Annotated in this window: 27 protein-coding genes; 11 read left to right on the top strand and 16 right to left on the bottom strand. The window is 71.0% G+C overall.

The features are described from left to right. Positions 1–59: 59 nt before the first annotated feature. The gene (locus tag F9C11_RS18995) at positions 60–1,199 is read left to right on the top strand and encodes an MFS transporter (protein WP_409186200.1); all 1,140 of its coding nucleotides are present in this window, start codon (positions 60–62) and stop codon (positions 1,197–1,199) included. Between the two features lie 7 nt (positions 1,200–1,206). Here the strand turns inward: F9C11_RS18995 and F9C11_RS18990 are convergent, their stop codons facing one another. The 3 genes from F9C11_RS18990 to F9C11_RS18980 all read right to left on the bottom strand — a co-directional run bounded on the left by F9C11_RS18990 (position 1,207) and on the right by F9C11_RS18980 (position 3,462). Next, the gene (locus F9C11_RS18990) at positions 1,207–1,767 is read right to left on the bottom strand and encodes a hypothetical protein (RefSeq protein ID WP_409186199.1); all 561 of its coding nucleotides are present in this window, start codon (positions 1,765–1,767) and stop codon (positions 1,207–1,209) included. A 377-nt stretch (positions 1,768–2,144) separates the two neighbouring features. Then, positions 2,145–2,585, bottom strand: coding sequence for a nuclear transport factor 2 family protein (locus tag F9C11_RS18985; protein WP_409186198.1), 441 nt, complete (start codon positions 2,583–2,585; stop codon positions 2,145–2,147). A 1-nt stretch (position 2,586) separates the two neighbouring features. After that, positions 2,587–3,462, bottom strand: a complete 876-nt coding sequence (locus F9C11_RS18980) for a TIGR03619 family F420-dependent LLM class oxidoreductase (RefSeq protein ID WP_409186197.1) — start codon at positions 3,460–3,462, stop codon at positions 2,587–2,589. Positions 3,463–3,603: 141 nt separating this feature from the next. Here F9C11_RS18980 and F9C11_RS18975 point away from each other — a divergent pair, with 141 nt between their 5' ends. Together F9C11_RS18975 and F9C11_RS18970 are read left to right on the top strand one after the other, a co-directional pair. Next, positions 3,604–4,407, top strand: coding sequence for a hypothetical protein (locus F9C11_RS18975; protein WP_409186196.1), 804 nt, complete (start codon positions 3,604–3,606; stop codon positions 4,405–4,407). A gap of 76 nt (positions 4,408–4,483) precedes the next feature. After that, complete coding sequence (locus F9C11_RS18970) at positions 4,484–4,729, top strand: hypothetical protein (RefSeq protein WP_409186195.1); 246 nt, start codon at positions 4,484–4,486, stop codon at positions 4,727–4,729. Positions 4,730–4,782: 53 nt separating this feature from the next. Here F9C11_RS18970 and F9C11_RS18965 read toward each other — a convergent pair whose 3' ends face one another. Both F9C11_RS18965 and F9C11_RS18960 read right to left on the bottom strand, forming a co-directional pair. Beyond that, on the bottom strand, positions 4,783–5,592 hold the full coding sequence (locus F9C11_RS18965) for an Fpg/Nei family DNA glycosylase (protein ID WP_409186194.1): 810 nt from the start codon (positions 5,590–5,592) through the stop codon (positions 4,783–4,785). Continuing rightward, entirely contained in the window at positions 5,592–6,065 is a 474-nt protein-coding gene (locus tag F9C11_RS18960; protein WP_409186193.1) for a ribose-5-phosphate isomerase, read from the bottom strand. Before F9C11_RS18960 ends, F9C11_RS18965 begins: the two co-directional genes overlap by 1 nt. Positions 6,066–6,437: 372 nt before the next feature. On the opposite strand from F9C11_RS18960, the gene F9C11_RS18955 reads away from it, so the two are divergent. Then, positions 6,438–7,229, top strand: coding sequence for an MBL fold metallo-hydrolase (locus tag F9C11_RS18955; RefSeq protein WP_409186192.1), 792 nt, complete (start codon positions 6,438–6,440; stop codon positions 7,227–7,229). 45 nt (positions 7,230–7,274) lie between these two features. On the opposite strand, the gene F9C11_RS18950 is transcribed toward F9C11_RS18955, so the two are convergent. Next, positions 7,275–7,895, bottom strand: a complete 621-nt coding sequence (locus tag F9C11_RS18950) for a DsbA family protein (protein WP_409186191.1) — start codon at positions 7,893–7,895, stop codon at positions 7,275–7,277. A 177-nt stretch (positions 7,896–8,072) separates the two neighbouring features. Here F9C11_RS18950 and pepN point away from each other — a divergent pair, with 177 nt between their 5' ends. Then, a complete protein-coding gene (gene pepN / locus F9C11_RS18945; protein WP_409186190.1) occupies positions 8,073–10,640 on the top strand; it encodes an aminopeptidase N in 2,568 nt (855 codons plus the stop codon). Between the two features lie 341 nt (positions 10,641–10,981). Here pepN and F9C11_RS18940 read toward each other — a convergent pair whose 3' ends face one another. The 3 genes from F9C11_RS18940 to F9C11_RS18930 form a co-directional block, all read right to left on the bottom strand. Next, positions 10,982–11,464 (bottom strand): DUF5130 family protein, encoded by a 483-nt coding sequence (locus F9C11_RS18940; protein ID WP_409186189.1) that lies wholly within the window; start codon positions 11,462–11,464, stop codon positions 10,982–10,984. Next, entirely contained in the window at positions 11,451–11,705 is a 255-nt protein-coding gene (locus F9C11_RS18935; protein ID WP_037814055.1) for a hypothetical protein, read from the bottom strand. Before F9C11_RS18935 ends, F9C11_RS18940 begins: the two co-directional genes overlap by 14 nt. 310 nt (positions 11,706–12,015) lie before the next feature. Next, complete coding sequence (locus tag F9C11_RS18930) at positions 12,016–12,144, bottom strand: hypothetical protein (protein ID WP_409186188.1); 129 nt, start codon at positions 12,142–12,144, stop codon at positions 12,016–12,018. 28 nt (positions 12,145–12,172) lie between these two features. Here F9C11_RS18930 and F9C11_RS18925 point away from each other — a divergent pair, with 28 nt between their 5' ends. Next, on the top strand, positions 12,173–12,436 hold the full coding sequence (locus F9C11_RS18925) for a hypothetical protein (RefSeq protein ID WP_409186187.1): 264 nt from the start codon (positions 12,173–12,175) through the stop codon (positions 12,434–12,436). A gap of 101 nt (positions 12,437–12,537) precedes the next feature. On the opposite strand, the gene F9C11_RS18920 is transcribed toward F9C11_RS18925, so the two are convergent. Continuing rightward, positions 12,538–12,990, bottom strand: a complete 453-nt coding sequence (locus F9C11_RS18920; RefSeq protein WP_409186186.1) for an HNH endonuclease — start codon at positions 12,988–12,990, stop codon at positions 12,538–12,540. 411 nt (positions 12,991–13,401) lie between these two features. Between F9C11_RS18920 and F9C11_RS18915 the strand changes: the two genes are divergently transcribed. Genes F9C11_RS18915 through F9C11_RS18905 form a run of 3 tightly spaced genes read left to right on the top strand, consistent with a single transcriptional unit; the run spans position 13,402 to position 16,410 of the window. Then, entirely contained in the window at positions 13,402–14,403 is a 1,002-nt protein-coding gene (locus tag F9C11_RS18915) for a mechanosensitive ion channel family protein (RefSeq protein ID WP_409186185.1), read from the top strand. Positions 14,404–14,431: 28 nt separating this feature from the next. Continuing rightward, positions 14,432–14,821, top strand: coding sequence for a globin (locus F9C11_RS18910; protein ID WP_369806064.1), 390 nt, complete (start codon positions 14,432–14,434; stop codon positions 14,819–14,821). Continuing rightward, positions 14,821–16,410 (top strand): glycoside hydrolase family 13 protein, encoded by a 1,590-nt coding sequence (locus tag F9C11_RS18905; protein ID WP_409186184.1) that lies wholly within the window; start codon positions 14,821–14,823, stop codon positions 16,408–16,410. Before F9C11_RS18910 ends, F9C11_RS18905 begins: the two co-directional genes overlap by 1 nt. A gap of 92 nt (positions 16,411–16,502) precedes the next feature. On the opposite strand, the gene F9C11_RS18900 is transcribed toward F9C11_RS18905, so the two are convergent. Then, the gene (locus F9C11_RS18900) at positions 16,503–16,691 is read right to left on the bottom strand and encodes a hypothetical protein (RefSeq protein WP_409186183.1); all 189 of its coding nucleotides are present in this window, start codon (positions 16,689–16,691) and stop codon (positions 16,503–16,505) included. A 387-nt stretch (positions 16,692–17,078) separates the two neighbouring features. Here F9C11_RS18900 and F9C11_RS18895 point away from each other — a divergent pair, with 387 nt between their 5' ends. Then, positions 17,079–17,282, top strand: coding sequence for a cold-shock protein (locus tag F9C11_RS18895; protein ID WP_101434095.1), 204 nt, complete (start codon positions 17,079–17,081; stop codon positions 17,280–17,282). Positions 17,283–17,676: 394 nt separating this feature from the next. Further along, on the top strand, positions 17,677–18,573 hold the full coding sequence (locus F9C11_RS18890) for an acyl-CoA desaturase (RefSeq protein ID WP_409186937.1): 897 nt from the start codon (positions 17,677–17,679) through the stop codon (positions 18,571–18,573). 6 nt (positions 18,574–18,579) lie between these two features. Here the strand turns inward: F9C11_RS18890 and F9C11_RS18885 are convergent, their stop codons facing one another. The 5 genes from F9C11_RS18885 to F9C11_RS18865 form a co-directional block, all read right to left on the bottom strand. Continuing rightward, positions 18,580–19,026 (bottom strand): DUF6292 family protein, encoded by a 447-nt coding sequence (locus tag F9C11_RS18885; RefSeq protein ID WP_409186182.1) that lies wholly within the window; start codon positions 19,024–19,026, stop codon positions 18,580–18,582. A 260-nt stretch (positions 19,027–19,286) separates the two neighbouring features. Further along, entirely contained in the window at positions 19,287–19,553 is a 267-nt protein-coding gene (locus F9C11_RS18880) for a hypothetical protein (protein WP_409186181.1), read from the bottom strand. 45 nt (positions 19,554–19,598) lie between these two features. Then, complete coding sequence (locus F9C11_RS18875; protein WP_409186180.1) at positions 19,599–20,234, bottom strand: hypothetical protein; 636 nt, start codon at positions 20,232–20,234, stop codon at positions 19,599–19,601. Further along, entirely contained in the window at positions 20,227–20,649 is a 423-nt protein-coding gene (locus tag F9C11_RS18870) for an acyl-CoA thioesterase (protein ID WP_409186179.1), read from the bottom strand. The genes F9C11_RS18875 and F9C11_RS18870 overlap by 8 nt, the downstream gene beginning before the upstream one ends. Next, positions 20,646–25,628, bottom strand: coding sequence for an NAD-glutamate dehydrogenase (locus tag F9C11_RS18865; protein WP_409186178.1), 4,983 nt, complete (start codon positions 25,626–25,628; stop codon positions 20,646–20,648). Before F9C11_RS18865 ends, F9C11_RS18870 begins: the two co-directional genes overlap by 4 nt. Positions 25,629–25,686: the final 58 nt, after the last annotated feature.

The following is a 25,686-nucleotide window of genomic DNA, read 5'->3' as shown; positions in this document are numbered from 1 at the left end:
CTGGGTCCCCCGCTTTCCGGCTTGACTCTCACGTCGACGTGAGAGTTTAGCGTGCGGGCATGCTTCGTCCAGCCATCCTCATGTTCTGCGTTTTCAGCATCACCACCGGCGAATTCGTGGTAGCCGGAATCCTGCCCGACGTCGCCGCCGACCTGCACGTCACCGTCGGCGCCGCGGGACTTCTGGTCACCGCGTACGCGGTCGGCATGATCATCGGCGGCCCGTTGCTCACCGCGGCGACCGCCGGGATCGACCGGAAGCGGCTGATGCTCGCCTTGCTGGCGGTCGCGGTGCTCGGGAACGCGGTTTCCGCGCTCGCTCCCGGATTCGCGCTGCTGCTCGCGGCCCGGGTGGTCACCGCGCTGGTGACATCGACTTTCTTCGCCCAGGCCATCGTGGTCGCGGTGCGCTCCGCGCCGCCGGAGCGAGCCGGGACCATGGTCGCCCGGCTGGCGTTCGGGATGAACCTGGCCATGCTCCTCGGAGCGCCGATCGGCACCCAGATCGGCAGCCAGTGGGGCTGGCGCGCGACGTTCGCCGCGATCGCCGCGGCCTGCCTGATCGGGCTGGGCCTGGTGTACTGGCAGCTCGCCTCGCCGCACGAGGAGCACCGGACCTCGGCGGTCGCGGAACTGCGGATGCTGCGCCGCGGCCCGGTGCTGATGTCGCTGGCCGTCACCGCGGTCGGCAACGCCGGGGTGCTCATGGTGTTCAGCTACCTCGCCCCGCTGCTCACCGGCTTGGCCGGACATCCGGCCGCCCGCCTGCCGGTGCTGCTCCTCGCCTACGGCGTCGGCGCGACGATCGGAAACCTCGTCGGCGGCCCGCTCTACGACCGCAACCCGCGCCTCTTCCAGCCGCTTCTTCTCGCCCTGCTGACCGCGATCCTGGCGGCCAGCTGGTTCGTGGCGACCTCCCCGGCGCTCACCGTGGCAGCAGTGGTGGCGATCGGCCTCCTCGGCTTCGCGATCATCCCCGGCATGCAAGCCCGCGTGATGGCGACCGCCGCCGAAGCCCCGACGCTGGCCATGGCCGTCAACGCCTCCGGATACCAGGTAGCGGCCGCAGCGGCCGGCCTGCTCGGCGGCCTCCTCGCCGACTCGGCCGCCGGACCCCGGCCCATCTACCTGGTCGCCGCGGGCTTGACCGCGTGCGGTTTGCTGATGACGGTCCTGGTCACGCGGGCGCTCGCGAAGTGATCCGGAATCACCGGACGCGAGTGACGACATCCGGTTGCCTGTACCCGCGGCGGTCCGCCCAGCGCTCGCCGTCGAGATGGCCGGTCGCCACCAGACGGGCCAGCTGGACTGGCGAACAGAAGCTCCGGTTGTCCAGGCCGCCCACCAGCTCCCCGGTGTCCGCGAACAGGTGGAGGTTACGCGTGAGCGTCCATACGCAGGACACGATCGGGCGGCGCAAGATCACCTCGAACCAGTCCGCCGCGCGGGCGGCCAGTTCCTCCGGCTCGCCGGTCGCGGTGAACGCGAGGCTGGTCGGTTCGTCCGGCAGCGTGAACAACTGGTTGTGCACCTCGTCGCCGCGCAGAATCCGGCCGTCCAGATGCACCCCGACCGTCAAGATCACACAGTGCGCGGCCGGATCGGTCAGGTCCAGGGAAGCGACCAGCGGAAGCCCCGCGTCCGGCGGATCCAGCCGGCTGTCGAGCGGGTTCGCGCGCCAAGCCGCCGCGCGAACCCGCAGAGCCTCGGCGAAGCGGTGTTCGGTCTCGCCGAGGTCGCCGTCGTATTCGAACCATCCGTCGGGCACGAAAATCTCCTCCGCCCTCGACCGCCTCTGCCGCACCGATCTCCGCGACCAGCCGCCGGTTTCGTCGTCCAGCTCGCTGAACCACGGAATCATCCCAAACGCGTCGAGGTCACCGACTCCGGCGGGGCGGCAGCCTGCTGAATACGTTGCTGCGTTTGGACAACGCCGGACTGGCCGCCAGCCATCCGCTCCTCCGGCCGGATCGCGGGCGTCATCGGACTGGAACCGGCCGGTTTCGCGAAGATCAGCGTCCCGAAATTCATCCTGTGGAGCGGCCAGGAAAACACCCGTCCGGCTCGTCCTCGGGGAACGCTGCAGCAACCCGGCGTCGTCACCGCACGCGTGCTCGACTTCGTCGAAACGACCTCGGCCTGACCTCAGACCTGCCGCGCGGTCGCCATCGCCCGCTCGGTCTCCCAGAACGCCCGCATCGAAACGACCAGGCCCTCCTCGTTGACCCGGTACACGAACACCCCGTCGGTGTCGACGCGATAGCCGCCCGGCAGATACGTCGTGATGGTGCCGACGTTCGCGACCTCCGAACCCGCCGCGTGCGAATCGCGGATCACGAACTCGAACTTCTCGACGGTGCCGATCGTCTTGTCCCAGAAGGCGGAAAGCCCCTCGCGGCCGTGGTGGCCCTTGCCCTCCTCGTCGAACATCGACGGGCCGACCGGGTCCTCGACGACCGCGTCCGGGGCGAACAGCGCGAGCCAGCCGTCCTTGTCCCCGGCGGTCGCCGCCGTCATCGACTTGAACGCCGCCTCCCGCGCGGGCGGTTGCTTCGCCGCGGGGTCCCAGCAGACCTCGACTCCCATGTCACTCCTCGATTTTCGCGATGATCTCGTCGCCGAACTTGCGGATCGCGTCGACCTTCGGGCCCAGCTCCGCGTCGAATCCGTGCCCTTCGAAGACCCACGGCATGGTGATCGCGTCGGTGACGCCCGCCTCGGCCTGTTCGCGGAACCCGTCGAGCCCGAACCGGTCGACGCACACCGCCTGGAACTCGAACGGGTCGCCGGCGCGCCCGCGTTCGGCGAGCAGGCCCTTGAGCTTGCCGATGGTCTCGCGCAGCTGGTCGAGCGTCATCATCGCGGACGACCAGCCGTCCGCGACGCGCGCGGCTCGGCGCAGCGCGACGTCGGTGTGCCCGCCGATGTAGAACGGGATCCGCGAGGGCGGCGGCGGGCTCATCTTGAGCTTGCCGAAGTCGAAGAACTCGCCGTGGAACTCGACCATGTCGCCGCTGAGGATCAGCCGCAGCACCTCGATCGCCTCGTCGAACCGCTTGCCGCGGCGCGCGTACGGCGCGCCGCACCATTCGAATTCCTCCGGCGACCAGCCGATGCCCAGCCCGAGCCCGAAGCGCCCGCCGGTCAGCGCGGCGACCGAGTTGACCTGCCGGGCGAGCAGCACCGGATTGCGCGAACCGAGCTTCAGCACCGACGTGTAGAACCGGATCCGCTCGGTCGCCGCGCCCATCGAGGCGGTCGCGACCAGCGGATCCGCCCAGGGCGTGTTCTCGTCCCAGAACCGGCTGCCGTCGGGGGTGTAGGGATAGTCGGCGGACACCTTCTCGGAGTAGAAGAGCGAATCGGGCAGCACGATCGAGGAGAACCCGGCCTCCTCGGCGGCGCGGGCCAGCCCGCCCAGCTGGTCGAGCGGGCTCATCGCGATCGACAAGGAGAACTTCATGCCGCGGACTATAACGTGTTCTAGTTTTGCTGTCACCGCTCGAACGGAGGCGCCGCCGGGAACTCTCCGCGCACGGTCCGCGTTGTCCGTTTCAGGGACGGCTGCCCGGCCGTCGCGTCAGATCGAGACACGGAGTGACCCATGGGCACCGCGATCCTCCTGATCGTGCTGGTCGTCGTCATCGTCGGAGGCGGGTTGTACCTGTTCAGGAAGCAAGCCGCGGCCAGACAGAGCCAGCTCGACGACGCGAAGGCCGACGCGCGCCGCCTCGTCGAGCGCCTCGGCGGCCAGGTCCTCAACCTCACCGGCACGGACACCGCCTCCCAGCAGGCGATGGCCGACGCGAGCGAGCGCTACAACGCCGCCGGTTCGCAGCTGGAGCAGGCCAAGACGGTCGAGCAGGCCCGGCTGGTGAAGGAAACCGCCGTCGAAGGCCTGTACTACGTGCGCGCCGCGCGCGTGGCGATGGGCATGGACCCCGGCCCGGCGCTGCCGGACGAGGCCGAACGCGAACGCGCGGGCAAGGTCACCGAACGCCGCGAGGTGGACGTCGAGGGCCAGCACTACGCCGCCTCGCCCGAACCCGGCCAGGACACGCCGTACTACTACCCCGGCGGCCGCGTCGCGGGCCGCCCGGTGCCGCAGGGCTGGTACAGCGAACCGTGGTGGAAGCCCGCGCTCGTGGCGGGCGCGTGGGGCCTCGGCTCGATGTTCCTGTTCAGCGCCATGTTCTCCGGCATGAGCGGCATCGCCAGCGCGTCGGCCTGGGAATCCGGCTACGACGCGGGCCAGGCGGACGCCCTGGACGCGGGCGGCGCGGACGGCGCGTTCGACGGCGGCGGCTTTGACGGCGGCGGATTCGACGGAAGCCAGGACTTCGGCGGCGGTTTCGACGGAGGCGGCTTCGACGGCGGAGGGTTCGACGGCGGCGGATTCGACTTCTGACCGACGACCAGCGAGGGCCCCGGGGCAGGTTCGCCGCGGGGCCCTCGCGTCGTTCCTCCAGGAGGAAACTGGCCGGATGCGCGGCAGCGAACGGAAGAATCAGGCGGGCCTGCATCGTGCGGCGGTCGATGCCGTGGCGGCCTGCCTCGCCGGTGAGGACGCGGACATCCACAACCTCACCGACGCCGCCGTCCGGCAGGACGCGCTTTTAGCGGCGCTGAACTTGGTCGCACTGGCCGCGGCGGCAGTCACCGCCCTCGCCGAGGCCACGGGCCGCACACCGCACGAAGCCCTGCGCTCGATCGACCGCGCGGGGCGTTGACGAACAATCAGCGGGCGGCGACACGGCAGCCGATCTCGACCACCCCGCCGCGCTCAAGCAGGCTGGCAGGTGGGGCACCAATAAAGATTCCGCGCCGCCAATTCCTTCTGCGCCACCGGCGTCCCGCACACCAGGCACGGCATTCCGGCCCGCCGGTACACGTAGACCTCGCCCCCGTGCCGGTCCTCCCGGGGAGCCCGGCCCATCGCCGCGGGCAGGTGCTCCGGCGCGACCGTGTCGATCCGCCCGGCCCGGACTCCGGCGCGCATCAGCGTCACCAGGTCCGCCCACAGGGCGTCCCACAGTGCGCGATCCAGCGAACGGCCCGGAACCATCGGCGAAATCCCGTGCCGGAACAGCACTTCCGCGCGGTAAACGTTCCCGACCCCGGCCAGCACCGCCTGATCCATCAGCAACGCGGCGATCGTCGTGCGAGACCGCGAAATCCGGTCCCACGCGCGGTCCGGCTTCGCGTCGCGGCGCAGCGGGTCCGGGCCCAGCCGGGCCTTGATCGCGTCGACCTGCGCCGAGTCCAGCAGTTCGCACCGGGTCGGGCCGCGCAGGTCGGTCCAGTGGGTGCGGCCGACGAGCCGCATCCGCACCTGGCCGACCGGTTCGGTTTCGGGCAGCGGCGCTTCGCCGAAAGTCCCGTACAGACCTAAGTGGACATGCACTGTCCCGAAAGGACCGTAGTCGTGAAACAGGTGTTTCCCGTACGCCTCAGCGGAAACGAGCACCTGCCCGTCGAGTTTTGCCGCCTCCGCGGCGAACCGGCCCTGCGGACTGCTGAGGCCGACCGGTCCGCCGGCGTAGCGGCGTCGGTGGAGACGGGCCAGCCGATGGAGCGTGTGCCCCTCGGGCATCAGGCCTCCGGCAGGGCGGGCGGGGTGCCGGTGCGCTCGTAGTCGAGCAGCTGCTGGACGCGCCGCGCGTGGCGCTCGTCCGGGTCGACCGGCGTGGCGAGGAACGCCTCGACGATCTCGGTCGCCTGCTCCCGCGTGTGCATCCGGGCGCCGACGCCGAGCACCTGGGCGTGGTTGTGCTGGCGGGTCAGCTGCGCGGTTTCGACGCTCCAGCCGAGCCCGGCGCGGATGCCCGGCACCTTGTTCGCGGCGATCTGCTCGCCGTTGCCGGACCCGCCGATGACGATGCCGAGGCTGCCCTCGTCGGCGGCCACGCGGCGCGCGGTTTCGACGCAGAACGCCGGGTAGTCGTCGGCCGCGTCGTAGACGAACGGACCGATGTCGGTCACCTCGTGCCCCTGTTCGCCGAGGTGGCGGACAAGGTGGTTCTTCAGCTCGAAACCGGCATGGTCGGATCCCAAGTAGACACGCACAGCGGGAGTGTGCCATCTCGCCGCCGACCCGGCATGCTCCGGGGTGGCCGTCGCGGCGCGGCGCGGAACGGACGCCCGGCTCGAACGGGGCACCGGGATCCTCGGCCGGGACCGCGCCGCGCTGATCACCGTGGACGTGCTTTCCTCCGTCCCCGCAACGGATCTCGACGCCAGCCGCGGCGGCCGGCGGCCGGGAAGAGCGCGCGCTCGCGGAGCCGCGCGGTCGTCGCGGGCGAAGAGGAATGGCCGCTCCGGCTGTCTTCTGTGACGGAGATCCCCTCCGCGGCGTGCGCCGAGAACCTGCTGGACGCGGGCGCGCCGACCGGCTCGCGATAGCGTGGCGAGGGCACAGCGCGAACTCCTGGAGGGGCAATGACCTGGACCGAAGTCGCCGACCGGGTTTTCGCCCGCCGGTACGCCGAGCTGGACCTCACGACCGGCTTGGTGCTCGGCCGGGAGCGGTGCCTGGTGATCGACACCCGCGGCGACGTCGACCAGGGCGCCGAATTCGCCGCCGCGGTCCGCGAGCTGACCGAACTGCCGTGGTCGGTCGTCTACACGCACGCGCACTTCGACCACGCCTTCGGCACCACGCCGTTCCTGCCGTGCGACGTCTGGGCCCACCCGGGCTGCCTGCAGGCCCTGCTGAAGAACGGCGAAGCCGACAAGCAAACCTGGGCCAAGCACTACCGCGAAGAGGACAAGCCGGAAATCGCCGACGCCATCGAGCGCACCGGCCTCATGCCGCCGGACCGTCTCGTAGCCGACCGCGCCGAACTCGACCTCGGCGGCCGCACCGTGACCCTCGTGCACCCCGGCCCGGCACACACCGACCACGACCTGCTGGTGCACGTGCCGGACGTCGACGTCGTCTTCGCCGGAGACGTCGTGGAACACGGCCCGCACGGATTCACCGCGTACTCCTTCAGCCCGGACGACCAGCTCGACGCCTGGGCCGCCGCGATGGACGCACTGCTCGCGCTGGAACCGCGCATCGTCGTCCCGGGACACGGCGACCCGGTGGACGCAGCGTTCGTCCGCACCCATCGCGACGGCCTGCTGCGCCTGCACGAGCTGAAGACGCACGGCGCGGCGCGGGAAGAAGCCCTGGCAAGCTCGCCGTACCCCGAGGACGTCACCAAGGCGGCGCTCGGGTTCTCGTGAGTGTTCATCCCGGTTCTAACCGGGATGAACACTCACGAGGGAGCGTCAGTCGAAGTTCAGCTCACCGGTCCGGGTGCGCTTCAGCTCGAAGAAGTCCGGGTAGCTGGCCAGCGCGACCGCGCCGTCGAACACCTTCAGCGCGTCCTCGCCCCGCGGGATCGACGACAGCACCGGGCCGAAGAACGCGGTCCCGTTGACGTGGATGGTCGGCGTGCCGACGTCCATGCCGACCGGGTCCATGCCCTCGTGGTGGCTCTTGCGCAGCGCCTCGTCGTATTCGGTCGATTCGCCCGCCTCGGCGAGTTCGGCCGGGGCGCCGATCGCGGCCAGCGCCTCCTTGATCACGAGCTTGCGGTCCTCGTTGTGCTGGTTGTGGTAGCGGGTGCCGAACTCGGTGTAGAAGTTCCGCACGGCCTCCTGGCCCTGGGTCTGCGCCAGCGCGGTCGCGACGCGGACCGGGGCCCAGCCCTCGCTCAGCAGCGCCTTGTACCGCTCGGGCAGGTCTTCGCGGCCTTCGTTCAGCACCGAAAGGCTCATCACGCGGAAGGTCAGGTCCAGCTCGCGGTGCTTCTCGACTTCCAGGATCCACCGCGACGAAATCCACGCGAACGGGCAGATCGGGTCGAAGTAGAAGTCCACCTTGGCGGGCTGGGACGAGTCAGTCATGTTTCACGGGCTCCTCGGCGAGGCTGCTCCCCGGCGCTCGCCGAGGGGCGGGGCGAACCCCCGCACTGCGGGGCAACGCGGCGGCCCCTCCGCATTGTTCCCTGGTCGCCGCTTCCGGGCCCGTCATGATTGGATGCTGAACGTCGTGCCCACCGGAACCGAAGACCAGAGGTGCCCGTGCCCGCCCCCAACCTGACGCGTGACGAAGCCAAGCAGCGCTCCGGCCTGCTGGACGTGTCGTCCTACGACATCGAGCTGGACCTCACCGACGGCAGCGGCCGTCCCGGGGAGAAGACGTTCCGCTCCACCACCACGGTGCGGTTCTCCAGCAGCCGTCCCGGCGAAGCGTCGTGGATCGACCTCGTCGCCGAAGGAGTCCGCTCCGCCGTGCTGAACGGCACTGAGCTGGACGTCAGCGGCTACGCCGAGGAAAAGGGCATCGCGCTGCCCGGCCTTGCCGCGGAGAACGAACTCGTCGTCACCGCGGACTGCCGCTACATGAACACCGGCGAGGGCCTGCACCGGTTCGTCGACCCGGTCGACGACGGCGTGTACCTCTACACCCAGTTCGAGACCGCCGACGCGAAGCGCATGTTCGCCTGCTTCGACCAGCCGGACCTCAAGTCCGTCTACCGGCTCGCGGTGCACGCCCCGCGCGACTGGAAGGTCGTTTCCAACGCGCTCGTCGAAAGCGCCGAGGACACCGAGGACGGCGCGCGGCGCACGCGGTTCGCCGAATCCGAGCGGATTTCCACCTATCTGGTGGCGCTCGTCGCCGGCCCGTACGCGGAATGGACCGACGAGTTCCGCGACGAGCACCGCACCATCCCGCTCGGCATCTACTGCCGCGCGTCGCTCGCCGAGCACATGGACGCCGAGCGGCTGTTCGCCGAAACCAAACAGGGTTTCGCCTTCTACCACGAGAAATTCGGCACCCCGTACCCGTTCTCCAAGTACGACCAGCTGTTCGTGCCGGAGTTCAACGCGGGCGCGATGGAGAACGCCGGCGCGGTCACCTTCCTCGAGGACTACGTCTTCCGCAGCCGCGTCACCCGCTACGCCTACGAGCGGCGCGCCGAGACGCTGCTGCACGAGATGGCGCACATGTGGTTCGGCGACCTGGTCACCATGCGCTGGTGGGACGACCTGTGGCTGAACGAGTCGTTCGCGACCTTCGCGAGCGTGTTCGCCCAGGCCGAGGCGACCGAGTACAAGAACGCCTGGACCAGCTTCGCGAACATCGAGAAGTCCTGGGCCTACCGGCAGGACCAGCTGCCCTCGACGCACCCGATCGCGGCCGACATCGTCGACCTGCACGCGGTCGAGGTCAACTTCGACGGCATCACCTACGCCAAGGGCGCGAGCGTGCTGAAGCAGCTGGTGTCCTACGTGGGCATCGAGCACTTCCTCGACGGCCTCAAGGTGTACTTCGGCAAGCACGCGTGGGGCAACGCCACGCTGGCGGACCTGCTGGCGGCGCTGGAAGAGGCGTCCGGCCGCGACCTGTCGTGGTGGAGCGCGGAATGGCTGGAGACCACCGGCCTCAACTCGCTCAGCCCGCGCTACGAGGTCGCTCCGGACGGGACGTTCTCGTCGTTCGCCGTCGTGCAGACCGGCGCGAAGCCGGGCGCGGGCGAACTGCGCACGCACCGCGTCGCGGTCGGCGTGTACGACGAGGACGGCGACGGCAAGATCGTCCGCACCCGCCGCGTCGAACTGGACGTGACCGGCGAGCGCACCGAGGTGCCGGACCTGGTCGGCCAGGCCGCGGGCAAGCTCGTGCTGGTCAACGACGACGACCTGACCTACTGCCGGATGCGGCTGGACCCGGCGTCGCTGACCACGCTGATCGACCGGATCGGCGACATCACCGAATCGCTGCCGCGCACGCTGTGCTGGTCGGCCGCGTGGGAGATGACGCGCGAGGCCGAGCTGAAGGCTCGCGATTTCGTGACGCTGGTGGCGCGCGGGATTCACGCCGAAAGCGAGGTCGGCGTGGTGCAGCGGTTGCTGCTGCAGGCGCAGACGGCGTTGAACTCTTACGCGGACCAGAAGTGGGCTGCTGCCGAGGGATGGCCTGCGTTCAGCGGGCGGTTGCTCGAGCTGGCCCGGACCGCGGAGGCTGGATCGGATCACCAGCTGGCGTTTGTGAATTCGCTGGCCGGAGGCGTTCTCGGGGACGAGATTCTGGCGGAGATCGCCGGGTGGCTGGACGGGTCCGCGCCGTTGCCCGGGTTGACCGTGGACACCGATTTGCGGTGGCGGTTGCTGCAGGCGTTGGTGGCGCACGGGAAGGCTGGGTCCGCGGAGATCGATGCCGAGCAGCGGCGGGACGACACTGCCGCCGGGCGGCGGCATGCGGAGCGGTCTCGGGCGTTGCAGCCGACCGCCGAGGCCAAGGCGGATACCTGGCAGCGGGCTATTTACGACGACGAGATTCCCAATGCGGTCAGCGATGCGTTGATTTCCGGGTTCTCGCATCCCGGGCAGAAGCATTTGCTCGGGGAGTATGTCGGGCGGTATTTCGAGGTTATCGACGATGTCTGGGCTCGGCGGTCCAGCGAGCGGGCGCAGCCTACGGCGATCGGGTTGTATCCGTCTTGGGCTGTTGAGGCGGAGACGGTGAACGCTTCGGACGAGTGGCTCGCCGGGGAGCATCCGGCTGCGTTGCGGCGGCTGGTTTCCGAGGGGCGGGCTGGGATTGTCCGGGCTTTGGCTGCTCGGGATTTCGATAGTCAGGGGTGAGGGGGCTCGTCGCCTGGCGGCGACATTGCTGTTGATGGGTGGCGTGGGGCCCCCGAAGCTTGATTGTGCTGACGGTTCGGGGGTGCTTGTCAAGGCGGGAAAGATGCCTTGACAAGCACCCCCGAACCGCAGGGAGGCTTCGTATCGGGGGCGGGGGGAGGGGTGGGTGCCTCGCTGTTTGAGTGCAGCGGTGCGGTTTTGGTGCGCGGCTTGGGTGCGTGGTGGCGGGGGCTCGCGGCGTGCGGTTCGCGGTTGGTCGTGCCTTCACGGAAAGCCTGGGGCGGGACGTAAAAGAGCCGATACGCCAGGGGCGGCGTATCGGCTCTTGTGCTTGTGTGGTGTCAGTGCTTCGGGGCGGGGCCTGCTTGGTCGCTCAGCATGCGCAGGGCGTTGACCAGGCCGCCGGTCAGGTCGCCTTCCTTGAAGGAGGCCACCATGCTCGCCACGGCCAGGTTCGCGCCTCGGTCGGGCAGGCGGGCGTGCGAGCGTTCGCCGGTGACGATCTCGATCGCGCGCTGGGCGGGGGAAACGGCCAGCAGCACCGCGTTCGAGGGGTTCTCGGTGGCGGCGTGCAGCGATTCCGCGCCGGCGCGGGTGTCTTCGCCCAGGTCGCCCAGGTAGATGCTGAAGTCGAGGCCGGTTTCGCGCGTCGCGAAGGTCAGGGCCTCGTCCAGGCGGGCCAGCTGCTGCACCGTGAACGGGCTCGTCGGCGCGGCGGGCTCGTACATTTTCGCCGCCGACAGCCTGCCGCTGTTGGTGATGACCTCGCCGAAGGCCAGGTCCTTCTCCGCGACCGCGGTCCGGGTCAGTTCACCACTTGCCACGAGCGCCTCCTGCGGCCGTCGAAGCGCCCGCGGGCGCCGCATTCACGTCAACCGCCGGGCCGTGGCCGGCTCCTACGCCGTCCGGGTTGGCGGTCCACCACATCGCGGGGTACTCCCACGGCTGCCCCGGCCGGTACCGCGGCGTCCCCGAGAACTTCTTCCGCAAGGTCGCGGCGCCGACCACGAAGTAAATGGCCCCGGGGATGACCGCGTAGACCAGGATCGTCTCGACAACGTTCACGCCGGTGAGCGTATCGGATGCCTCCGGCGGCCACCGCGCGACACCGGCGACCGGGGGCCTGCCGTTCGCCGCCGCTCAGGCGCCGTCCGCCGCTTGGCCCGCACCCGCTGGAACGTTGGGGCGAAGGGCTGCGGGCCGAAAGATGGCAACTCGCCGTACAGGCGGCCGTACCGGGCGATCCCGGCTTGTCCGAACCCTGAAATCCTCGTAGCTTTTTCACCTGTACGGGCCTTGCGCCCGCCTCCCCAGCCCCAGCCCGTCACGCACCGGTCCCAGGAGGACACCTCATGCAGAGCGTCCAGCCCCCCGCTCAGGCGATCACCGAGACCATTTCGTCACCCAGCGAGACCGGATTCGTGCCCGGAACGCGGGTCACGTCCGGCACCAGGGTTACGCGCGGCACTCGGGTCACCCGCGGCACCCGGGTCACCGCGGGCACTCGCGTGACAATGGGTACCCGGGTCACCATGGGAACTCGAGTCACCAGGGGAACCCGCGTTACCCGCGGGACCCGCGTCACGGCCGGAACTCGCGTCACGATGGGCACGCGCGTCACGCGCGGCACCCGCGTCACCCGGGGAACTCGCGTCACGGCAGGCACCCGCGTCACCTGCGGCACGCGCGTCACGATGGGCACCCGGGTCACCCGCGGCACCCGCGTCACGCGCGGAACCCGGGTCACGATGGGCACGCGCGTCACCTGCCAGGCGGACTACCGCCTCGCCGCCTGAGCCGCGACCCGGCCCCGGTTCGGAGAAACGTCGGGCACGCTCCATCGGCTCGCCCCGGCCGCCGCACTGGCAGCCGGGGCGCCGGCGTGTCCGGGGAACGGCTAGGCCGCCGACCCGAGATACGGCCGCCACAGCGGGTCGGCCTCTTTGGAATGCGCCAGCAGCCGCCAGTGCGGGCCGTGCGGGGCGCGCGGCACCACGCGCAGCCGCCAGCCCAGCTCCGACAGGAGCCGGTCGGCCTTGCGGTGGTTGCACTTCGCGCAGCAGGCGACGCAGTTGGTCCAGCTGTGCGGACCCCCCTTGCTGCGCGGGACGACGTGGTCGATAGTCTCCGCGCGCCCGCCGCAGTAGGCGCAGCGGTGCCGGTCCCGGTGCATCAACCCGGCCCGGGTCAGCGGCACCTGCGCCCGGTAGGGCACCCGCACGTACGTGCTGAGCCGGATCACCGAGGGCACGGGCAGCGACACCGTCGCGGCGTGCAGTTCGACGCCGCCCGGATCGCCGTGGACGACCTCCGCCTTCCCGCACATGACGAGCACCACCGCGCGCCGCATGGGCACCGCGGTGAGCGGTTCGAAAGTGGCGTTGAGCAGGAGGACCCGGCGCCGCCCCCACGCCGGGGCGACCGGATCGCGGGCTCTACGCTGTCCGGGCGGACGGGATGCTCCCCCTGGACGGGTCCCCGGCCCGGACGGGACGGAGCCGCCGGATGCGGACCCTCCCGGGCAGGCACGCAGGATCGCCTCCGGCGGTTGCCCGGCCATGGCTTGGCCGGCTCCGCCGAGGGGGACGGGTTGTCGGTCTGGCACTCGACCACCTCCACCGGTGCAGGCATAGTCGACCACACATCAGGGCCCCGGCGCACGCGTGTTCTGTGACGTGTCACATACCCGCGACCCGGCGGCCACCCGCCGGCCGCTTGCGCGCCGCCGGGGCAACGAAGCGAGAAGGGACTTTCTCCGCCAGTGAATGCCGTGCTCAGCGCTCCGCCCAGCTGCATCTCCGAGGCCGGGTCGTGGTGCGCCCAGGTCTACTCGGTCACGCACAACGAGTGGCTCGCCGCGTCGGCGGGCTGGCTCCTCACGAAGCCGCTGAAGATCATCATGATCCTCGTCATCGCGTTCGTGGTGCGTTATCTCACCAAGCGGGTGATCGAGCGGGTCACGACGCTCCCGGCCTCGGGCGGAAACGGCAAGATCCCCTCGCTGTTGCGGCCGCTTCGCGAGCGCGCCCCGGAGATGCTCGGCACCGCCGTCGTGGAGCGCCGCCGGCAGCGTGCCAAGACGATCGGCTCGGTGCTGAAGTCGCTGGCGACGTTCCTGATCTACGGCCTCGCGTTCATCCTCGTGCTCGGCGAACTGGGCATCGAACTGGCCCCGATCATCGCCTCGGCCGGGATCGTCGGCGTCGCGCTCGGATTCGGCGCGCAGAACCTGGTCAAGGACTTCCTTTCCGGGATGTTCATGATGATCGAGGACCAGTACGGCGTAGGCGACGTGGTGGACATCGGCGAGGCGACCGGCACCGTCGAGGCGGTCGGCCTGCGCATCACCACGCTGCGCGACCTGAAGGGCACCGTCTGGTACGTCCGCAACGGCGAGGTGCTGCGCGTCGGCAACTCCAGCCAGGGCTTCGCCTACGCCGTGGTGGACGTCCCGCTGAGCTACTCCGCGGACGTCGACAAGGCCACCGAGGTGCTCAGCGGCGCGGCCACGAAGGCGGTCGAATCGGACGCGCTCGCGGCGAACGTGCTGGAGCCGCCGGAGATGCTCGGCGTCGAACAGGTCACGCCGGAGGGCATCGTGGTGCGCCTGACGGTCAAGGTGCGGCCGGGCAAGCAGTGGGCGGTGCAGCGGAAGCTGCGCGGGCAGCTGCTCGGCGCGCTGGAGGAGGCCGGTTTCGAACCGCCGCTCGGCCGGCTGCTGTCGTCCATGCAGGACAAGCAGTCGGGCGCGCCGCGGAGCTGAGACAGGGCAAGATGGAGGGGTGTCGACTGTGAGCGAGCCGGAACCGGCGAACCTGTACGAGGCGGTGGGCGGCGAACCGACCTTCCGCCGGATCATCAAGCGGTTCTACGAGGAAGTGGCCCGCGACGAGGTGCTGCGCCCGCTCTACCCGGAGGAGGACCTCGGCCCGGCGGAGGAACGGTTCCGGCTGTTCCTCATCCAGTACTGGGGCGGTCCGCACACCTACTCCGACCAGCGCGGACACCCCCGGCTGCGGATGCGGCACGCGCCGTTCAAGATCGGCCCGATCGAACGCGACGCGTGGCTGCGCTGCATCCGGATCGCGATCGACGAGGAGAACCTGCCCGAGCCGTACCTCAGCCAGCTGTGGGCGTACCTGGAAATGGCCGCGCACAGCATGATGAACAGTTTCGTCTGATGAGACGCAGGGTCGCGGGACGGCGGCCGGAGCGCCTTCCGCGGCCGTCGTGGTGGTCGGACGCGGTGTTCTACGAGATCTACGTGCGGTCGTTCGCCGATTCGGGCGAGGACGGCATCGGCGATCTCGAGGGCATCCGCAGCAAGCTCGGCTACCTGGAACTGCTCGGCGTCGACGCGCTGTGGCTGACGCCGTTCTACCCCTCGCCGATGGCCGACCACGGCTACGACGTCGCGGATCCGCGCGGCGTCGACCCGATGTTCGGCACCCTCGGCGACTTCGACGTGCTGCTCACCGAGGCGCACCGGCGCGGCATCCGGGTCACCGTGGACGTCGTGCCCAACCACACGAGCAACCAGCACGCGTGGTTCAAGTCCGCGCTGGCCGCCGGGCCGGGCAGCCCGGAGCGGGAGCGCTACCACTTCCGCGACGGCCGCGGTCCCGGCGGGGCCGAGCCGCCGAACAACTGGGTCAGCGTGTTCGGCGGGCCGGCGTGGACGCGGGTGCCGGACGGGCAGTGGTACCTGCACCTGTTCGCGCCGCAGCAGCCCGACCTGAACTGGGCCCATCCCGACGTCCGCGCCGATCTGGAGCGGACCCTGCGGTTCTGGCTCGACCGGGGCGTGGACGGGTTCCGGATCGACGTCGCGCACGGCATGGCCAAGCCCGCCGGACTGCCCGACATGGACCCGGACACGCCCTCGCACGGCGGCGGCGCGCCCGGCGACCCGCGCTTCGACGACGACGGCGTGCACGAGGTGCACCGGCTGATCCGCAAGGTGCTCGACGAGTACCCGGACGCGATGGCCGTCGGCGAGATCTGGGTGCAGGACGAACAGCGGCTGGCGCGCTACCTGCGTCCGGACGAACTGCATCTGGCGTTCAACTTCCGCCTGGTGCTCACCCATTTCGACGCGGACGCGATGCGCACGTCGATCGAGCGTTCGCTCGCGGTGCCGCGCACGGCGGGCGCTCCGGCCACCTGGACGCTGTCGAACCACGACGTCTGGCGCGCGGCGAGCCGGTACGGCGGCGGCGCCACCGGTCTCCGCCGGGCGCGCGCGATGGCGCTGGTGGAACTCGCCCTGCCCGGCGCGGTCTACCTGTACCAGGGCGAGGAGCTGGGCCTGCCGAACGCCGACCTGCCGCCGGAAGCGATGACCGACCCGCGCGCCCGCTCGCAGGGCCCGGAGTTCAGCCGCGACGGCGAGCGGGTGCCGCTGCCCTGGGAGGGCACGCTTCCGCCGTACGGGTTTTCGCGCACCGCGCAAACGTGGCTGCCGATGCCCGCGGACTGGGCGCCGCTCACCGTGGAACGGCAGCTCGAGGACCCGGAATCGACGTTGTCGCTGTACCGGCGCGCGGTGGAGCTGCGGAAACACCATCCGGCGTTCCGCGGCGGCGACGAGCTGCAGTGGTTCGGCGCGCCCGCGGGCTGTTTCGCGTTCCGCCGCGGCCGGGGCGGCCTGATCTGCGCGCTGAACACCTCGGCCAGCTCGATCGTGCTGCCGCCGGGCGAGGTGCTGCTCACCAGCAGCCCGCTGGTCGACGGAAGGCTCGCGCCGGATTCGGCCGCCTGGCTGGCGTAGCCCGGGCCTCTCCGCCGCCCGGGGGGGCGGCTCAGGCCTCGAAAACCCGGCCGTCGCCCGGTCCGCCTCTCGGCGGCCGGGCCGGGCCGGGATCAGACGCGGGCACCCGCCTCCAGGCCGAGCATCGCGAGCAATCCCCGCAGGTCGTCGACATCGTGCGCGTGTCCCGCGACCGTGCGGGCGGCGTGGCACTGCTGGACGCGCAGGTCCTGTTCGGCGGACACCCGGGCACGGGCGAATTCACTGGTTTCGGCGGACAGCGGACGTCGTTCCGAGCGCATGTCGCTCCTCGTCGAGGTGGAAGGGGCCACCGGCGGCGCCGCGGGAAGCGGACCCGCCGGGGACGACGCCGGCTCGAGCGCCGGCGCACGGTGGGACTTCTCGACCCCGTCGACGCTACTCCCCCGCCCCGGCCCGCCCGCGAGCCGTCCCCCGCCGCGCGCGCCGGGACGTCCACAATGGACCGTTCGGGCGGCGGCACTGGTGGGTCCGGCCCGGGCGTGCTTTACTGAAGACGGTCGTGTTTTGTGTTCGCGCGGTGGGTACGTCCCGCAGCCCGCTCGCAAGATGTAGCGGGCGTGGTGTTTCTCTTTCGGAAGGCACACCGTCGGTTGCCAGACCCGGATGCCGAGGTGGCATCTGTTGTGAGTCCGATGGAGATCGTTTTTATGACGCAAGGCACCGTGAAGTGGTTCAACGCCGAAAAGGGCTTCGGGTTCATCAGCCCGGACGACGGCAGCGCCGACGTCTTCGTGCACTACTCCGAGATCCAGGGCAACGGGTTCCGCAGCCTTGAGGAGAACGCGCGCGTGGAGTTCGAGGTCGGCCAGGGCCAGAAGGGCCCGCAGGCCACCGGCGTTCGCGCCGTCTGAGTTTCCCCGGTGTTTCCCCTGGTGCGGAAGGTTTTCCGCACCAGGGGACCCGCGCCGAAGCGGACGTTCCCGTCCCCGGCGGCCGAAATCGTTCGGCACCCCGGTGCGGCCCGGTGACTTCCCCCGGCCGCACAAGGTCTTCCGCGTTCCGGGAACCCGGACGCGAGATCACCCGTTGACCAGGACAGGTCGCGACTGGCCGCACGGCCCTCCCCTGCCCGGTCAGTTCGCAGCGCACGGCGCGTCCCCCGAGGCGGTCCCCCGGCCGCCGCGGTGCGCGCCGCGGCATCGGCCTCGGCCCCGCAGAGCGCGGCGGCCGGACCAGCTCGAGTAGGAGCGTTTACCCATCGAAACCCAGAGCACCGTCCAGCGTCCCCCGAAAACGCCGCAGCCCATCCTCGCCGGCCGCAAGACCGGCACCGAGGCCTTCCTGGTGAAGCTCTTCGCCGTCGTCCCGCTCCTCGCGGTCGCCGCCGCGGTGCCGCTGGCCTGGGGCTGGGGGCTGAGCTGGCTGGACGTCGGCCTCGCCGTCGCGTTCTACTGCGTCAGCGGCCTCGGCATCACCGTCGGCTTCCACCGGTACTTCACCCACGGCGCGTTCCGCGCCCGCCGCGGGCTGCGGATCGCGCTCGCCGTCGCGGGCAGCATGGCCATGCAGGGACCGGTGATCGACTGGGTCGCCGACCACCGCCGCCACCACGCCTACTCCGACCGAGACGGCGACCCGCATTCGCCGTGGCGCTTCGGCACGTCGCCGGCCGCGCTCGCGAAGGGCTTCTGGCACGCGCACATGGGCTGGCTGTTCGGCCGCGACCGGACCAACCCGCGCCGGTTCGCGCCGGACCTGCTCGACGACTCCGACCTCAAGCGGATCGACCGGCTCTTCCCGGTGCTGACCGCCGCGACGCTGCTGCTGCCCGCGCTGCTCGGCGGGCTGATCACGATGACCTGGTGGGGCGCGCTGACCGCGTTCTTCTGGGCCGGGCTGGTCCGGGTCGCCGCGCTGCACCACGTGACCTGGTCGGTCAACTCGCTGTGCCACCTGATCGGCGAGCGCCCGTTCGAGGCGCGCGACCGTTCGGCGAACTTCTGGCCGCTGGCGATCGCGTCCTTCGGCGAGTCCTGGCACAACTCCCACCACGCCGACCCGACCGGGGCCCGGCACGGCGTCGGCCGCGGCCAGCTCGACATCTCGGCGCGGCTGATCTGGATGTTCGAGAAGTTCCGCTGGGCCTCGCACGTGCGCTGGCCCCGGCCCGAACGCCTCGCCCGCAAGCTCAAGGCCGCCTGAGCGGCTTCAGGACCTGCGGACCCGCTCCTCGAGCCGGGTCCGCAGGTCGCCGCCGCCCGGCGCGGCGAGCGCCGGCCCCGGGCTCCCGGCCGCCTCGGCCGAGCGCAAAACCTCGGTGACGAACTGCCGCACCCGCTCCGGCGCGGGCGTCACGTCCCCGCCCAGATGGGCCACCACCTGCGGGGCCTCCGACGGCGTCGTCTCCACCGCGACGGTCCAGCCCTGCCGCACGCTCCACACCAGCATCAGATCCCGCCCGGGAAACCGCGGCGACCGCCCGCTCAGCGCGACATACGCGGTGACCGTGTCGGCGACCTCGCAGGACGTGCATTCCGCCGACACCCCGACCGCGGCGGCGACCTCGCGCACGTAGTCGGCTAGGACGCGCCGCAGCGCCTGCGGATCGTCCGCGGCGGGCAGGGACATCGGGCGTTCCGGACCGGACAGGAGCATGGGTCTCCTCTTCCGCCGCCGCATCCGCTTCGCGCGGGAACCGGGGTCGTCGAATCGCGCGAAGGGCGGCGGTCGCGATGATCGGGGTCGCACCGGATCCCGCATCCGGCAGCTGGACCGCACCCCGACTCTACCCGCTGGGACAAGCCCACAGCCCAGATCAACCCGTCTGGCCGCCGCCGCGGGCGAAATCCGCGCCTGCGCGCGGAGGTCCGCCGGGCACGAAGTCCATCGTGGACAGTCGGGGCGGCCGGCTCCGGCTAGCCGCCGCCATCGCCTGTCTGGCCGCCGCCGTCGGCCGAGTCCGCGATCGACGTGGCCATCCACGCGGCGAACAGGCCCGCCTGCACGTACGGCGCGGCCTCGCCCACCGCGCGCACCACCGACCGGGCGCGGCCGGGTCCCGGTCCCGGTCCGGCTTCCGGCGCGGGATCGGCGTCCGCGGGCCGGTCGGTGCGCCACGGCGTCTCCTCGGCCCGGACTTCGGCGAGGAAGTCCGCGGTCGGGTCGCCGTCGGGGTCCGTCATCCGTTCACGATGACATCGCCGGACGGCTCCCGCCAGCGGATCGGCTCAGAAAACCAGCGGCAGCAACGCTTGGCGCCGCTTCAGCACCGCGCCGTAGCGGGCGTCGAGGCGCAGCCACGAATCGGTGGCGGTCACCCGGACCACGTCGCCGTCGATCGACGAATCGAACAAGCCCATCCCGGACAGCGCGAACAGGCACCGCATCTGGACCTTGACCTCGAGGTCTCCCCCGGTGACGGTGAGCACCGCCTGGTCCATCAGCGAGGCCGGCGGCGTGCCGTGCGGTCCGGCGTTGTCGCGGGCGAGCGCGACGCCGCGGTCCGCGAGGTCCGACACCACGCCGACCGGCAGCTCGTCGACCTTCCGCCACCGGTCGGACACCGGCAGCTCGGCGTGCCACAGCAGGTCGCGCGCCGGACCCGGGTCCATCACCTCGCCGCCCGCGACAGCGAGCGCCGCGAGCAGTTCGTTGCCGGACACGGTGACGTCCGCCGGGGTCACCGTCCCGGCCACCGCGCGGGTCGCGAGGACGTCGAACGGGGTGGCCGTCCACGCCTCGACGACGTCGTCGCCCCGGCGGCGCAGCCGGACGGCGGTCGTGCCGTCCAGCCGCACCGCGCGGGCGACGAACGCGCTGAGCGTCTCCCGGTCGTCCGGATCGGGAATCCGCAGCTCAGGCATCGGCCAGCACCCGCTTGAGGAATTCGGATTCCTCGTCGGTGAGCCGGCGCGGCCGGAGGTTGACCGTGTCGTACGGGGCCAGCACGGTCTCCGCGGTGACCGCGACCGGATCGCTCGCCTCCGGGCCGGTCCGCACGACGTACCCGAGCGTCACCGTCGAGGCCTTCAGCTCGGTGAGCGTGAGCTCCACGCGCACCGAACGGCCGGGCGCCGCGACGATCGGCGCGCGGTAATGCACCGCGAGCTTCACGACTACGACGCCCTTCGGCAGTTCGGTGAGCCCCGCGCGCTCGGCTTCGCCGAACAGCACGGGCACCCGGGCCTCTTCGAGCAGCGTCACCACGTTCGCGTGGTTGACGTGCCCGTACACGTCCATGTCCGACCATCGCGGCTGGACGTGGGAAACGAATGTCACCGCACCGTGCTCCGGATCTGGCGCGCGGCCACGGACAGCGTTGCGAGGTCGAGCCGCCCGGAACGGGTGATCTCGTCCAGCGCCACGCGCGCCCGCGAAAGCCGCGACGCGTTGGCCTTCTCCCATTGCTCGATCTGCTCGTCGACGGACAGGTCCTGGTCGCTGTGCCGCAGTGCGTCGAGCGCGATCGCGCGCAGGGAACCGTACACGTCGTCGCGCAGCGAGAGCCGGGCGAGGGCGTGCCAGCGGTTGCCGCGTTCCAGCGCGCTGATCTCGGTGAGCATCTTGTCGATGTCCAGGTGGTCCGACAGCGCGTAGTACAGCTCGGCGGTGTCCGCCGGGGTGTGCGTCGCGTCGAGCCCGACCTGCTGTTCGGCCAGCTCCGCCACCTCGACCACGTCGAGCAGGCCGTAGCTGTGCAGCAGCAGCGCCACCCGGCGGGCCAGATCGGCGGGCACGCCCTTCTCGACCAGCGCGGCCGCGTCCTGCTCCACCGACTCCAGCTCGCGCCCGCGCAGCAGCTCGCCCAGCTTCGGGCCGAGTTCCGCGAGCACCGGGCCGAACCGGTTGATCTCGGCCAGCGGCGCGAGCGGCTGCGGGCGGTTGGTCAGGAACCAGCGCGCGGCCCGGTCGAGCAGCCGCCGCGTCTCCAGCACCATCCCGTCCGCGACCTCGGTCGGCACCACATTGTCCAGCGCGTCGATCTCGGCCCACAGCTTCGGCAGGTCGTAGACGTGCGTGACCACCGCGTACGCGCGCACCGCGTCGGTGGCGGTCGCGTTCATCTCCTCCATCAGGCGGTAGACGAACGAGATGCCGGCGCCGTCGACCAGCTCGTTGGTGATCAGCGTGGTGATGATCTGCCGGCGCAGCGGGTGCTGCGCGATCGCCGCGGCGAAGCGCTCCCGCAGCGGGGCCGGGAAGTACTCCGGCAGCCTGCGGGTGAACACCTCGGACTCGGGCAGGTCGGAGGCGAGCAGCTCGTCCTTGAGGTCGAGCTTGACGTGCGCGAGCAGCGTCGCCAGCTCCGGCGAGGTTAGGCCCTCGCCCGCCTTCTCCAGCGCGCGGAACTGCGACGGGGTCGGCAGCGCCTCCAGCTTGCGGTCGAACGCGCCCTTGGCGACCAGCGCGGACACCTGCCGCGCGTGCACCGACACCATCGGCCCGGCGTGCGCCCGGCTGACGCCGAGCACCGCGTTCTGCCGGTAGTTGTCGGCCAGCACGAGCGAGCCGACCTCGTCGGTCATCTCGCCGAGCAGTTCGTTGCGCCGCGCGTGCTCCAGTTCGCCGGTCGCCACCAGGTGGTCCAGCAGGATCTTGATGTTGACCTCGTGGTCGGAGCAGTCGACGCCGGCCGAGTTGTCGAGCGCGTCGGTGTTGATCTTGCCGCCATTGCGAGCGAATTCGATCCGGCCGAGCTGGGTGAGGCCCAGGTTGCCGCCCTCCCCGACGACCTTCACGCGCAGCTGGTTGCCGTTGACGCGGATCGCGTCGTTGGCCTTGTCGCCCGCCGCGGCCTGGCTTTCGCTCTCGGCCTTGACGTAGGTCCCGATGCCGCCGTTCCACAGCAGTTCGACCGGGGCCAGCAGGATCGCCTGGATCAGGTCCATCGGCGCGAGCTTGGTGACGCCCTCGTCGAGGCCGAGCGCTTCGCGGACCTGCGGGGTGATCGGGATGGTCTTGGCCGAGCGCGGGTAGATCCCGCCGCCCTCGCTGATCAGCGAGCGGTCGTAGTCGTCCCACGAACTGCGCGGCAGCTCGAACAGCCGCTTGCGCTCCTCGTAGGACGACGCGGCGTCCGGGTTCGGGTCGAGGAAGACGTGCATGTGGTTGAACGCCGCGACCAGCCGGATGTGCTTGGACAGCAGCATCCCGTTGCCGAAGACGTCGCCCATCATGTCGCCGATGCCGACGACCGTGAAGTCCTCGGTCTGGGTGTCCTTGCCCAGCTCGCGGAAGTGCCGCTTCACGCTCTCCCACGCGCCCTTGGCGGTGATGCCCATGGCCTTGTGGTCGTAGCCGACCGAACCGCCGGAGGCGAACGCGTCGCCGAGCCAGAAGCCGTACTGCGCCGAGACCTCGTTGGCGATGTCGGAGAACTTCGCGGTGCCCTTGTCCGCCGCGACGACCAGGTAGCTGTCGTCGGCGTCGTGGCGCACCACGTTCGGCGCGGGCACGGTTTCGCCCTCGACGCGGTTGTCGGTGAGGTCCAGCAGGCCGGAGATGAACATCCGGTAGCAGGCGATGCCCTCGGCGAGCTGCGCGTCGCGGTCGACCCCGGCGTCGCCGGTCGGGGCCGGCGGGCGCTTCACCACGAAGCCGCCCTTCGCGCCGACCGGCACGATCACCGCGTTCTTCACCGCCTGCGCCTTGACCAGGCCCAGGATTTCGGTGCGGAAGTCCTCCTGCCGGTCCGACCAGCGCAGGCCGCCGCGGGCGACCTCGCCGAAGCGCAGGTGCACGCCCTCCACCCGCGGCGAGTACACGAAGATCTCGTACTTCGGGTGCGGCTCGGGCAGTTCCGGCACGCCGCTCGGGTCGAGCTTGAGCGCCAGGTACGGCCGCAGGTTCCCGTCGGCGTCGCGCACGTGGTAGTTCGTGCGCAGGGTCGCGTTGACGACCGCGAGCAGCCGGCGCAGGATCCGGTCCTCGTCGAGGCTGGTGACCTCGTCGATCATCGACGAGATCTCGGCGGTCAGCGATTCCGCGTGCGTTTTCCGGTCCACATCGGACAGTTGCGGATCGCAGCGGGTTTCGAAGAGCCGCAACAGTTTCTTCGCGACCTCGGTGTGCTTGACGACCGTGTTCTGGATGTAGGACTGGGAGAACGGGCTGCGCGCCTGCTGCAGGTAGCGCGAGTAGGCCCGCAGCACCGCGGCCTGGCGCCAGGTGAGCCCGGCGCGCAGGACGAGCCCGTTGAGCCCGTCGACCTCGGCGTCGCCGCGCCACGCCGCGTGGAACGCGTCCTGGAACCGCTCGCGCACCTCGACCGCGGCGGCCTCGTCGGCCTCTTCGAGGCCCTTCTTGTCGACGCGCAGGCCGAAGTCGTAGATCCAGCTGGCCCCGCCGTCCTCGCGGAACAGCTCGTACGGCCGCTCGTCCACCACCTCGACGCCCATCGCCTGCAGCACCGGCAGCACCTTGGACAGGGTGACGCCCTCGCCGCGCAGGTAGAGCTTGAACCGCCGCTCGCCGGGTTCGGCGTCCGCGGGCAGGTAGAACGACAGCGCGAGGTCGCCCTCGTCCGAGAGGGTGTCGAGCTTGGCCAGGTCGGCCAGCGCGTCCTCGGCGGTGAAATCCTCCTTGTACGCCTCGGGGAACACCGCGCCGAAGCGCTGCCCCCGGTCGACCGCGGACTCCTCGCCCGTCATCCCGGTCGGGCTGCCGTCGCCGACGCGCTCGCGGCGTTCGGCGATGATCGCCTCGACCAGCCGGTCGTCCCAGCTGCGCACGACGGTGTTCAGCCGTTCCTGGATCCGCAGCGTGTCCGGTTCGAGCACGTTCGACGGATCGGTGTGCACCATGAAGTGCACCTGCGCCAGCAGCGTTTCGCCGACGCGCGCGCTGTACTCCAGCTGCGTGCCTTCGAGTTCTTCCAGCAGCACTTCCTGCATCGCCAGCCGCGAACGCGTGGTGTAGCGGTCGCGCGGCAGGTAGACCAGGCAGGAGTAGAAGCGGCCGTACGGGTCGCGGCGCAGGAACAGCCGCAGCCGGCGGCGGTCCGACAGCGTGATCGCGCCGGTGGTGGTGGAGTACAGCGATTCGGTGTCCGCGGAGAACAGGTCCGCGCGCGGCCAGTTCTGCAGCACCTCCAGCATCCGCTGGCCGGAGAACGACTCCATCGGGAACCCGGCGCGGTGGATCACCTCGCGCACGCGCTGGCCGACCACCGGGATGTCGAGCACGTTCTCGTGCAGCGCGGTGGTGGTGAACATGCCGAGGAAGCGGTGCTCGCCGGTGACCTTGCCGTGCTCGTCGAACGTCTTCACGCCGACGTAATACGGATAAACCGGACGGTGCACCGTGCTCGGCGCGCTGGCCTGGGTGAGCACGAGCAGCGACGGCGCGAGCGCGTCGACCGAGCTGTCCGGCCCCGCGGTGAGGCTGCGCGCGGCGAGGCTGTCCTGGCGCAGCACGCCCAGCCCGGACGCGAGAACCGCACGCAGGGCGGGCTCGTCGCTGTCCGGCTGCGGGCTGTCGACCAGCTCGTACTTGCGGTAGCCGAGGAAGGTGAAGTGGCCGTCGGCGAGCCAGCGCAGCAGCCGCGCGCCCTCGGTGACCTCGTCGTCGCTGGGCAGCTTCGGCGGATGCTGCTCCAGCGTTTCCGCGAGCGAGCAGGCCGTCTGCGCCATCTTCTCGGCGTCCTCGACGACCTCGCGCACGTCGCCGAGCACCGACGTCAGCCGGTTGTCCAGCTCGCGCGCCCGCTGCGGGTCGGTGACGAGGTCGATTTCCACCAGCATCCACGATTCCGCGGACGCGCCGGCAGGCGGATCGGCCGGGTCGGCGTCGAGGTGCAGGCCCTCCAGCTCGCCGGTCAGGCCGCGGCTCACCACCACGATCGGGTGCACGATGCGCTGCACCTGCACTCCGTCGCGGGCGAACTCCGCGGTGACGCTGTCCACGAGGTAGGGCATGTCGTCGGTGACCACCTGCACGACGGTCGCGTCGCGCGTCCAGCCGTCCTCGGAGGTGGTCGGGTTCAGCAGCCGGACCGCCGGGCGCCCGGGCATGCGGTGCTTCGCCAGCTGCAGGTGCGAACGCACCGCGCCGACGAGCGCGACCGGCTCGTCGCCGACGATCTCGTCGGCCGGGATGTGCCGGTAGTACAAGCGGATCAGGTCCGCGATCTCCGGTGCCTGCGCCGCGGCGGTGTCGATCAGCTCGTCCCGGATCTGCTCCGGGCTGGCCGTCGTGCGGCGGGCGGCGCCGGCTTCGGTGCCGACATCGGGCGGGGACGAAACTCCCGTCGAGCTCATTGAGCAACTCTCCAGTGTGCGAGACCGAGATGCGTCCGTCACCACGACGTGCCGGACT

This window comes from Amycolatopsis sp. VS8301801F10 (assembly GCF_046195355.1).
GTDB lineage: Bacteria > Actinomycetota > Actinomycetes > Mycobacteriales > Pseudonocardiaceae > Amycolatopsis.
Note: the sequence above shows the minus strand (reverse complement) of the source record. Positions and strands in the feature narration are given on the sequence as shown.